This is a genomic window from Mycobacterium sp. (genome assembly GCF_025965855.1).
GTDB lineage: Bacteria > Actinomycetota > Actinomycetes > Mycobacteriales > Mycobacteriaceae > Mycobacterium.
Genome location: NZ_JAOPWB010000038.1, coordinates 1 through 8,308 on the forward strand (window position 1 = coordinate 1; position 8,308 = coordinate 8,308).

General features: G+C 65.9%; 11 protein-coding genes and 1 pseudogene. 5 read left to right on the plus strand and 7 right to left on the minus strand.

Annotated elements, in window-relative coordinates; translation table 11 throughout:
- Together JWP83_RS02830 and JWP83_RS02835 are read right to left on the minus strand one after the other, a co-directional pair.
- Positions 1 to 407, minus strand: a 407-nt coding sequence (locus tag JWP83_RS02830) for an SDR family NAD(P)-dependent oxidoreductase (protein WP_297725575.1), incomplete at its 3' end; no start/stop codon positions are given.
- Between the two features lie 76 nt (positions 408 to 483).
- Positions 484 to 1,248 carry an SDR family oxidoreductase gene (locus tag JWP83_RS02835; RefSeq protein ID WP_297725577.1) on the minus strand — a complete coding sequence of 255 codons (765 nt, stop codon included), beginning with the start codon at positions 1,246 to 1,248 and terminating at the stop codon, positions 484 to 486.
- A gap of 99 nt (positions 1,249 to 1,347) precedes the next feature.
- Here JWP83_RS02835 and JWP83_RS02840 point away from each other — a divergent pair, with 99 nt between their 5' ends.
- Together JWP83_RS02840 and JWP83_RS02845 are read left to right on the plus strand one after the other, a co-directional pair.
- The gene (locus JWP83_RS02840) at positions 1,348 to 2,244 is read left to right on the plus strand and encodes a helix-turn-helix transcriptional regulator (protein WP_297725579.1); all 897 of its coding nucleotides are present in this window, start codon (positions 1,348 to 1,350) and stop codon (positions 2,242 to 2,244) included.
- Positions 2,241 to 2,387: a 3-hydroxyacyl-CoA dehydrogenase NAD-binding domain-containing protein gene (locus JWP83_RS02845; RefSeq protein WP_297725581.1), complete on the plus strand. Its 147-nt coding sequence runs from the start codon at positions 2,241 to 2,243 to the stop codon at positions 2,385 to 2,387. The genes JWP83_RS02840 and JWP83_RS02845 overlap by 4 nt, the downstream gene beginning before the upstream one ends.
- A gap of 43 nt (positions 2,388 to 2,430) precedes the next feature.
- Here the strand turns inward: JWP83_RS02845 and cwsA are convergent, their stop codons facing one another.
- Positions 2,431 to 2,865 carry a cell wall synthesis protein CwsA gene (cwsA, locus tag JWP83_RS02850; protein ID WP_297725583.1) on the minus strand — a complete coding sequence of 145 codons (435 nt, stop codon included), beginning with the start codon at positions 2,863 to 2,865 and terminating at the stop codon, positions 2,431 to 2,433.
- Positions 2,866 to 2,982: 117 nt separating this feature from the next.
- Between cwsA and JWP83_RS02855 the strand changes: the two genes are divergently transcribed.
- On the plus strand, positions 2,983 to 3,531 hold the full coding sequence (locus tag JWP83_RS02855; RefSeq protein WP_297725585.1) for a peptidylprolyl isomerase: 549 nt from the start codon (positions 2,983 to 2,985) through the stop codon (positions 3,529 to 3,531).
- 12 nt (positions 3,532 to 3,543) lie between these two features.
- Here the strand turns inward: JWP83_RS02855 and JWP83_RS02860 are convergent, their stop codons facing one another.
- Together JWP83_RS02860 and crgA are read right to left on the minus strand one after the other, a co-directional pair.
- Positions 3,544 to 3,969, minus strand: a complete 426-nt coding sequence (locus JWP83_RS02860) for a PH domain-containing protein (RefSeq protein ID WP_297725587.1) — start codon at positions 3,967 to 3,969, stop codon at positions 3,544 to 3,546.
- A 155-nt stretch (positions 3,970 to 4,124) separates the two neighbouring features.
- Entirely contained in the window at positions 4,125 to 4,406 is a 282-nt protein-coding gene (gene crgA / locus JWP83_RS02865) for a cell division protein CrgA (RefSeq protein WP_297725589.1), read from the minus strand.
- Positions 4,407 to 4,546: 140 nt separating this feature from the next.
- On the opposite strand from crgA, the gene JWP83_RS02870 reads away from it, so the two are divergent.
- Both JWP83_RS02870 and JWP83_RS02875 read left to right on the plus strand, forming a co-directional pair.
- Positions 4,547 to 5,290, plus strand: coding sequence for a DUF881 domain-containing protein (locus JWP83_RS02870; protein ID WP_297725591.1), 744 nt, complete (start codon positions 4,547 to 4,549; stop codon positions 5,288 to 5,290).
- Between the two features lie 39 nt (positions 5,291 to 5,329).
- Positions 5,330 to 6,019: an aminodeoxychorismate/anthranilate synthase component II gene (locus JWP83_RS02875; protein WP_297725593.1), complete on the plus strand. Its 690-nt coding sequence runs from the start codon at positions 5,330 to 5,332 to the stop codon at positions 6,017 to 6,019.
- Here JWP83_RS02875 and pknB read toward each other — a convergent pair.
- Positions 5,997 to 7,874 (minus strand): Stk1 family PASTA domain-containing Ser/Thr kinase, encoded by a 1,878-nt coding sequence (gene pknB, locus JWP83_RS02880; RefSeq protein WP_297725595.1) that lies wholly within the window; start codon positions 7,872 to 7,874, stop codon positions 5,997 to 5,999. The two genes, JWP83_RS02875 and pknB, sit on opposite strands and share 23 nt — an antisense overlap.
- Positions 7,871 to 8,308, minus strand: a pseudogene (locus tag JWP83_RS02885) (serine/threonine protein kinase); the annotation flags it as partial. The pseudogene JWP83_RS02885 and the gene pknB, both read right to left, overlap by 4 nt.

Sequence of the window (8,308 nt, forward strand, 5' to 3'; positions counted from 1 at the left end):
CGTCCGTTGTCTGAGATGTACTCCGCGGCCTTCTGCAGAGTGAAGAACGCCCCCTTGGAATTGATCGCGAACAGCCGGTCGAACTGTTCCTCGGTCGCCTCTGTCAGGGCCTGGTCAACCAGCTCCACACCGGCGTTCGCCACGACGATGTCGACCTTGCCGAAGCGATCGATCGTCTCGGTGAAAAGTCGTTCAATTTCATAGGGTTTGGTGACATCGGCTCTCACCGCGATCGCGTCGCGGCCGATCTCGCCGATCTCGGCCACCGTGTTGGACGCGCCGGCTTCGTCGCCGGAGTAATTGATCGCGATGTCGGCCACCAGCTGTGCGTAGCGTATGGCGATCGCCTTGCCAATGCCGCGGGCTGAGCCGGTGACCAGCGCAACTTTCCCGCTGAGGTCAGTCATGTTCCCGCACAATCCTTTCGATCCCCGAAGCCGGTGATCAGTGTCGTCAGAATTTGGTGATTACCCCGTCCGGGGTTTAATCGGCGTGGGGGTCTGATCGGTTGAGTGCGGCGACGACTTGGTCATAGTTGCCGCGCGCTTCGCCGTATCGCAGGTACTTCACGCGGTCGACTTGGATTTCGGTGGCGTCGGGCTGTTCCTGAAGCAGGGCAACGACTTCCGCCACAAATTCGTCAAGCGGCATCGCCATCGGGCTGTCTTCTTGGCCGGGCAGCAACGCGGTGCGCACGGCTGGCGGGACCAGCTCCTTGACTTTGACGGTGGTGTCGGCCAGCTGCAGCCGGATCGACTCGCTGAGCATGTGAATCGCGGCCTTGGAGGCGTTGTAGCTTGGGGTGACCTTAAGCGGTGTGAACGCCAGACCCGACGACACGGTGATGATGGTTGCGTCTGGTTGGGTCTGTAAGTGTTCGATGAATGCGCCGATGAGCCGGATTGGGCCCAGTACGTTGGTCGTGATGATCGATTCGGCCGAGGCGAGAAACGATTCGGGCTTGTGCCAGTCCTCGACGCGCATGATCCCGGCCATCGTCACTAGGACGTTGAGATCCGGATGTTTGGCGAGCACTTGCTTGGCGGCCACATCGATACTGCCGGGGTCGGCGGTGTCAATGGGCACCGTGTCCAGGCCGGGGTGCTCGGTGGCGATGCGCCCGAGCAGTTCGGTGCGCCGGCCGCCCACGATCACGGTGTTGCCCTTGGCATGTAGCTCCACGGCGAGCGCCAGCCCAATGCCACTCGTGGCACCGGGGATGAAGATGTTGTTGTCTGACGTGTTCATCCTGTGAGTCTCGCGGCCGTATCGCACGCCCGGCAGAGACCACTTATAGGGGGATCAGCAGTCTCTGGCTAATAGTTAGCACCGACGGATACTGGCGATATGGACCGCGCGGCACTGGCCGACTTTCTCCGCCGACACCGAGAGGCGCTACGGCCAGCCGACGTCGGGCTACCGGGTGGGGCGCGCCGCCGAGCCGCCGGGTTACGCCGGGAGGAGGTCGCGGCACTGGCGGCGATGTCGACCGACTACTACACCCGGCTAGAACAGCAGCGCGGACCGCAGCCCAGCGAGCAGATGCTGGCTTCGCTTGCCCGCGCTCTCCGGCTCAGCGGGGATGAGCGTGACTACCTGTTCCGGATCGCGGGGCGCAACGCTCCCGATTCGGTGGGTGCCACACCGCATGTGGCTCCGGCGCTGCTGCGGGTGCTCGACCGGCTCAGCGACACCCCGGCGCTGATCGTGTCCAACCTTGGCGTGACTCTGGTGCAAAACCGGATGGCTGAGGCCCTGTTCGGTGACAGGTCGCATTACACCGGCCTGGCCCGCAGCGAGATCTACCGCTGGTTCACCGAGCCCTCAGAGCGGTCGAGCTACCCCGAGGATGACCGTGACAGGCAAAGCTGCGCGGTGGTCGCGCACCTGCGCGTCGCGTATGGATCGATGGGCGCGCGCTCGGCGGCCGGCGAGATTGTGCGTGCGCTGCAGAAGGCCAGCTCAGAGTTTTCTGAACTGTGGGACCGGCACGAAGTGGCTCAGCGCTACACCGATCACAAGACGATCGTTCATCCCGAACTCGGCCCGATCGAGCTCGACTGCCAGGCGCTGCTGACCGAGGACCAATCTCAGCTGCTGCTGGTATTCACCGCCGCTCCGCGCAGCGAGGGCTACGAGAAACTGCAACTGCTCGCCGTATTGGGACAGGAGCGCTTCCCCGAGACTGTCGTTGCCGGGATGGATACCCGGCCGCATGACCGCGAACGCGAGGGTCAGCCGTGAAGGTGATCGTCATCGGGACCGGCACGATCGGTTCGGCCGTCCGGCATTCGCTGGTTCAACACGGGCATGAGGTCGCCGTGGTCACCGTCGAGACCGATCACCGCACATCAGGGCTAAAGGTGCTCGACCGGTTGAATGTATGAATTCCACAAAGATCCGCAGCGACGACGACCGGAAGGCTCGGCTTCAAGGGCGCGGCTGCACGTCCACGCTCGGCGGCCGGGGCGAAGGCTCCTCGCGCCCGGCACGCACTGAACGCCGGACGACGCTGAACGCGACGGCGCCGCCGGCCAGGACCACGACGGCGGCCCCGGCGATCACCCATGGGCGCTTGCTGCGGCGCTGGGCCCGGCGCGCGTCCTGCAGCGCCTGGGGCAGCCCGGAGACCATCTCCTGCGCGGCGGCCAGCTCCTGCGCGAGTGTCTCTTGGGCCGCGGCGATCTCGCGGGCGAGCCGGCCCTCGCGGTAACGGCGACGGAGTCCCGACGCGGTCGACTGCGCACCGTGGACGCCCAGCGCCACGACTCCTCGGGTGACATCCACCGGTCCCACCGCCGAGTAGGTCAATCCGCGGGCCAGTCGCTCCCGTGGGGTCAGCCGGGGTGCCGTTTTCGCGCTCATCTGCCGCCCTTCTGTGCCGCTCGTCCGGTGCCTCATCAGACTGCCATCAATGGGACACGCCCGGGCCTATTGTGCGCGCCCGGGTTTCGGTACCGGGTGCTTGCACGGCCACGCGTAATGGCAGACTCTAGCCCCGTGACTAACAGCCCCATTCAGACTGCTACCGCGACGCTGCACACCAACCGCGGAGACATCAAGGTTGCCCTGTTCGGAAACCACGCGCCCAAGACCGTCGCCAACTTCGTCGGCCTGGCGCAGGGCACCAAGGAGTACTCGACCCAGAACGCATCGGGTAGCCCGTCGGGCCCGTTCTACGACGGCGCGGTCATTCACAGGGTGATCAGAGGCTTCATGATCCAGGGCGGCGATCCGACCGGTACGGGCCGCGGGGGTCCGGGCTACAAGTTCGCCGACGAGTTCCATCCCGAGTTGCAATTCGACAAGCCCTACCTCCTGGCGATGGCGAACGCGGGCCCGGGCACCAACGGTTCGCAATTCTTCATCACCGTGGCCCAGACGCCGCACTTGAACCGGCGCCACACGATCTTCGGCGAAGTGACCGATCCCGATTCGCAAAAGGTGGTCGACGCGATCGCGACGACGGCCACCGACGGCAACGACCGTCCCGCCGATGCGGTCGTCATCGAGTCGATCACGATCTCCTAAGGCGGCTTTCGCTCAGCGCCCGTTACCACCTGCGTAGCCGGCGTCCGTGAGCGCGTCGAGCACCTTCAACGGGTCCGTCCCGAGGTCCCAACGGGACAAGATCACCAAACCGCCGTCGACCGTTTCGACCTCGAGCAACCGCACCGTGCGCGCGTGGCGGCGGAATTCGGTGATCCGGATGATCTTGATGTCGGGGTGCTGTAATACCTGCGTCCGGAACCAGCCCCGCAGCATCAGACCACCTGGGCCAATTGCCAGCTTCGGGCGCGCGCGCCACGTCATGCCCGCAAACAAGATCAGACCGGCCGCGGCAATCCCCGTCAAAATGCGTCCGGGTACGTCTGTGACGAGGGTCACACTGGCGATAGCCATTAGAACGCCGACGGCCCCGCAACCAGCGACTCCGGCTGTGGGCGGCGCCCATTCTGTTTGCTGCATGGCGCGTCTAACCCCTCCCACCACTGCCTATGGAGTTATCCACAAGCGCTATCAACAGTGGGGATAAATCACACGCGTGTGATTGGGTGGCCGCAAGGTTGCTGAGCCAGTTACAGATAGACCCCAAGATGAATTCATTACCTCTGTGGGGTTGGTCAGTGCCAGCGCATCGTGAGCAACAACCCGGTGATCATGAAAGCGAACGCGATGGCGTAGTTCCACGGGCCGAGTTGCGCCATCCAGCTCAGGGCGGCCGGCGCCTGACTGCCGACGGCGGCCAATTGGAACACCATCAACCAGACGAGCCCGATCAACATGAGGCCGACAAACAAACAAACGAACCACACGCTGGACGGTCCGACCTTCACTTTCACCGGCGTGCGACTGACCCCGCTGACGGCGAAGTCGTTCTTCTTACGGACCTTGGACTTGGGCATTGTTACCTCAGAGGTGTCTCGGCAATTACCTGAACAACATCTTGAACGGGACGGGGTGCGACGATAACGATGGCAGCTGCACGAATAGCTCGGCTACGAGACTAACTCACCTGGCACGGTGACCAGGAAATGGAGAGTCGATGAATGACACGCGCCGCTCACCATGGCGCTTCGGGGTCCCGTTGGTGTGTCTGTTGGCCGGGTTGCTGCTCGCCGCCACGCACGCGGTGTCCGGCGGCGGCGAGATCCGCCGTAGCGATGCGCCGCGCCTGGTCGATCTGGTCCGCGAGGCGCAGTCGTCGGTCGATCACCTCAGAGCCCAACGCGACGAGCTGGCCAAGAAGATCGATTCCGCCCACGGCCGGTCCACGGATGCCGCGCTGGCCGCGATGCTGCGACGCTCCGCCGAGCTGGCCGGTGAAGCGGGAATGGATCCGGTGCACGGACCGGGTCTGGTGGTGACCCTCCAGGACGCACAGCGTGACGCCAACGGCCGCTTCCCCCGCGACGCATCGCCCGACGATCTGGTCGTGCATCAGCAGGACATCCAGGCCGTGCTGAACGGGTTGTGGAGCGCCGGCGCGGAGGCGATCCAGATGCAAGACCAGCGGATCATCGCGACCTCGGTGCCTCGCTGCGTCGGCAATACGCTGCTGCTCAACGGGCGCACCTACAGCCCGCCCTACACGATCACCGCGATCGGCAACCCGGCAGCCATGCTGGCCGCGCTGGCCGCCGCTCCCCTGGTCATCCTCTACAAGCAGTACGTGGTCCGATTCGGCCTCGGCTACAGCGAAGAGGTCAAGTCCGACGTCCAGATCGTCGGCCATTCCGAACCCGTCCGGACGCACTTCGCGCAGCCCGCGGGCCCGGTGGGGTACTGAGCGGCAGCCCCGGCCGGGGCCGGACGGTAACCTGACACGATGCGGATCCTGGTTGTCGACAACTACGACAGCTTCGTGTTCAACCTGGTGCAGTACCTCGGCCAGCTCGGTGTCGAGGCCGACGTCTGGCGCAACGACGACGCCCGCCTCTCGGACCAGGCGGCCGTAGCCGCGCAGTTCGACGGTGTTCTGCTCAGCCCGGGACCGGGCACCCCGGAACGCGCGGGCTCGTCGATCGGGCTGGTTCGTGCGTGCGCCGAGCAGCGCACCCCGCTGCTCGGGGTATGCCTGGGGCACCAGGCCATCGGCGTGGCGTTCGGCGCCACCGTGGACCGCGCGCCCGAGTTGCTGCACGGCAAGACCAGCAGCGTGTTTCACACCAATGTTAGTGTGCTGGAAGGGCTTCCGGATCCATTCACAGCGACCCGATACCATTCGTTGACTATTTTGCCGGAGTCCCTGCCCGCGACGCTGGAGGTCACGGCCCGCACCCGCAGTGGTGTGATCATGGGCGTGCGTCACACCGAGTTGCCGATTCACGGTGTCCAGTTCCATCCGGAGTCGATACTCACAGAGGGCGGGCACCGAATGCTGGCGAACTGGCTCGCTTTCTGCGGCTGGACGCGCGACGACACGCTGGTGCGCCGGCTGGAGAACGAGGTCCGCTCCGCGGTCCGGCCATATTTCCCGGAGGACGCGCCGGCGGTTACTGGCCGAACTTCAGCGTGATGATCCCGTCCCGATTGACCGCCGACCCGGCTGGCGGGTTCTGGTAGACCACCCGGTGGGCCTGGGAGCCGCCGGCGTCGACGTCGGGACCCTTGTCGAGCCCCCCGGTCCAGCCCAGCGCGCGCAACCGCGGTTCGGCGTCCGCCCAGAACATGCCGGTCAGATCGGGCATCAGGAATTGATTGCCCTTGGACACCTGCAGCTCGATAATCGAGTCCACCGGAACCGTCTGCCCCTTGGGCGGATTCGTGCCGATCACCTCACCGGCCGGCCGGGGGCTGTCCACCTGCGCCTGGGTGACCTTGGTGAAGCCGTAGACGGTCAGGTTCTTCTGTGCGACGTCGACGGTCTGACCGGCGACGTCGGGGACCTGCTTGGTCTCCGGCCCGGAGCCGACGATCACGGTGATCACGTTGGTGATCGCCGACGTCTGGTTGGCCGGCGGCTGGGTCCCGATGACCTTGCCCAACAGCTCCGGGGTCGACGGCGAGTTCGCCTGCTTGAACTTGCTGAATCCGGCGGCCTTCAGCTTGCTGACCGCGTCGCTGTAGCTCAGCGAGGACACATCAGGAACTTCGCGTTGCTCGGGGCCGGTGGAGACGTTGATGGTGATCTCGTCGCCGGCGCTCACCGACGCGCTGGCGGCGGGGTCGGTGCTGATGACGTGGTCGGGCGGAACCGTCGAGTCGGGCTTTTGCAGGGTGCGTGTCTTGAAGCCGCGGTTTTGCAGTGCGGCAATCGCATCGGCGGACACCTGCCCGCGCATGTCGGGCACCTGGACATCGCGGGTGCTGCCGCCGAACGTGTTGAAGGCGATGACCACCACGATCGTCAGCACCGCCAGCACGGCGACCGCGACAACCCAGCGGCCGATGGAACCGCCGGCGCGATCGCTGTCGGTGTCGTCCAGAGCCTGGCGTGGCAGCGGGTCAGTGCGCGGCCCGTGACCGATGGGTGAGGACGACAGGAACGAGCTGCGCTCGGCGTCAGTGAACACCTTGGGCGCCTCGGGTGGCTCACCGTTGTGTACCCGCACCAGGTCGGTGCGCATCTCTGCCGCGGTCTGATAGCGGTTCTCCGGGTTCTTGGCCAGTGCCTTGAGCACGACGGCGTCAAGGTCGGCGGAGATGCCCTCGTGCCGCTTCGACGGCGGCACCGGATCCTCGCGGACGTGCTGGTAGGCAACCGCGACGGGCGAGTCACCCGTGAAAGGCGGTTCGCCGGTGAGGATTTCGTAGAGGACACAGCCCAGCGAGTAGACATCGGATCGGGCGTCGACGGGATCACCGCGTGCCTGTTCGGGTGACAAGTACTGGGCTGTCCCGATCACGGCCGCGGTCTGGGTGACGCTGTTGCCGCTGTCGGCGATCGCGCGCGCGATGCCGAAGTCCATCACCTTGACCGCGTTGGTGGAGCTGATCATGATGTTCGCCGGCTTGACGTCGCGGTGGATGATGCCGTTCTGATGGCTGAAGTTCAGCGCCTGGCAGGCGTCGGCGATGATCTCGATGGCCCGCCGCGGCGGCATCGGGCCGTCGGTGTGCACGATGTCGCGCAGCGTGACGCCTTCGACGTACTCCATGACGATGTAGGGCAGCGGACCGGTCGGTGTTTCCGCCTCGCCGGTGTCGTACACCGCGACGATGGACGGGTGGTTCAGCGCCGCGGCGTTTTGCGCCTCGCGCCGGAAGCGTAGGTAGAAACTGGGGTCACGGGCCAGGTCGGCGCGCAGCACCTTCACCGCGACGTCGCGGTGCAAACGGACGTCGCGGGCCAAATGAACTTCGGACATGCCTCCGAAACCGAGGATCTCGCCGATCTCATAGCGGTCGGACAGGTGCTGCGGGGTGGTCATCGCTGTGTCTCATGTCGGGCCGGCGATGTGCTGGGCGTAGAGGGGGGAACCCAGTCATGTCCATGCGGCCTGCTCTGAAGTCCAGAATTACCTATTCTCCCGCGATCCGTCCAATTGAGCCGCAGGCGCGGCGCCGCCCCGCTGGGCGTCTTGCTCGCCGGGGGCGCCGTCGCCGGTGGGGTCCCGGTGTCGGTGACGGTCGGGGGCGGCGATTGCACGTTTTCCGTGCGGGAATTGATGACGATGATCACCGCGATCAAGATCGCCAGCGCTCCCAGCACGCCCGCGGCCCACAGCAGCGCGCGCTGGCCCGAGGAGAACGTGCGCCGGGCGGGCGCGCGCGGGCGACCGGTGGACGGCCCGGAGCGGCGGGGCGCCATGCTGCGGCTGGGCCCGACGGCGGGGGACCTGGTTTGCGGGCTCGACGGAATGGC

Excerpts from the sequence above, each read along its gene's own strand:
- pknB (WP_297725595.1), bottom strand. The coding sequence starts at position 7,874 with ATGACCACCCCGCAGCACCTGTCCGACCGCTATGAGATCGGCGAGATC.
- JWP83_RS02860 (WP_297725587.1), bottom strand. The coding sequence starts at position 3,969 with ATGCAGCAAACAGAATGGGCGCCGCCCACAGCCGGAGTCGCTGGTTGC.
- JWP83_RS02855 (WP_297725585.1), top strand. The coding sequence starts at position 2,983 with ATGGCAGACTCTAGCCCCGTGACTAACAGCCCCATTCAGACTGCTACC.
- JWP83_RS02835 (WP_297725577.1), bottom strand. The coding sequence starts at position 1,248 with ATGAACACGTCAGACAACAACATCTTCATCCCCGGTGCCACGAGTGGC.
- JWP83_RS02870 (WP_297725591.1), top strand. The coding sequence starts at position 4,547 with ATGAATGACACGCGCCGCTCACCATGGCGCTTCGGGGTCCCGTTGGTG.
- JWP83_RS02875 (WP_297725593.1), top strand. The coding sequence starts at position 5,330 with ATGCGGATCCTGGTTGTCGACAACTACGACAGCTTCGTGTTCAACCTG.
- JWP83_RS02840 (WP_297725579.1), top strand. The coding sequence starts at position 1,348 with ATGGACCGCGCGGCACTGGCCGACTTTCTCCGCCGACACCGAGAGGCG.
- crgA (WP_297725589.1), bottom strand. The coding sequence starts at position 4,406 with ATGCCCAAGTCCAAGGTCCGTAAGAAGAACGACTTCGCCGTCAGCGGG.
- cwsA (WP_297725583.1), bottom strand. The coding sequence starts at position 2,865 with ATGAGCGCGAAAACGGCACCCCGGCTGACCCCACGGGAGCGACTGGCC.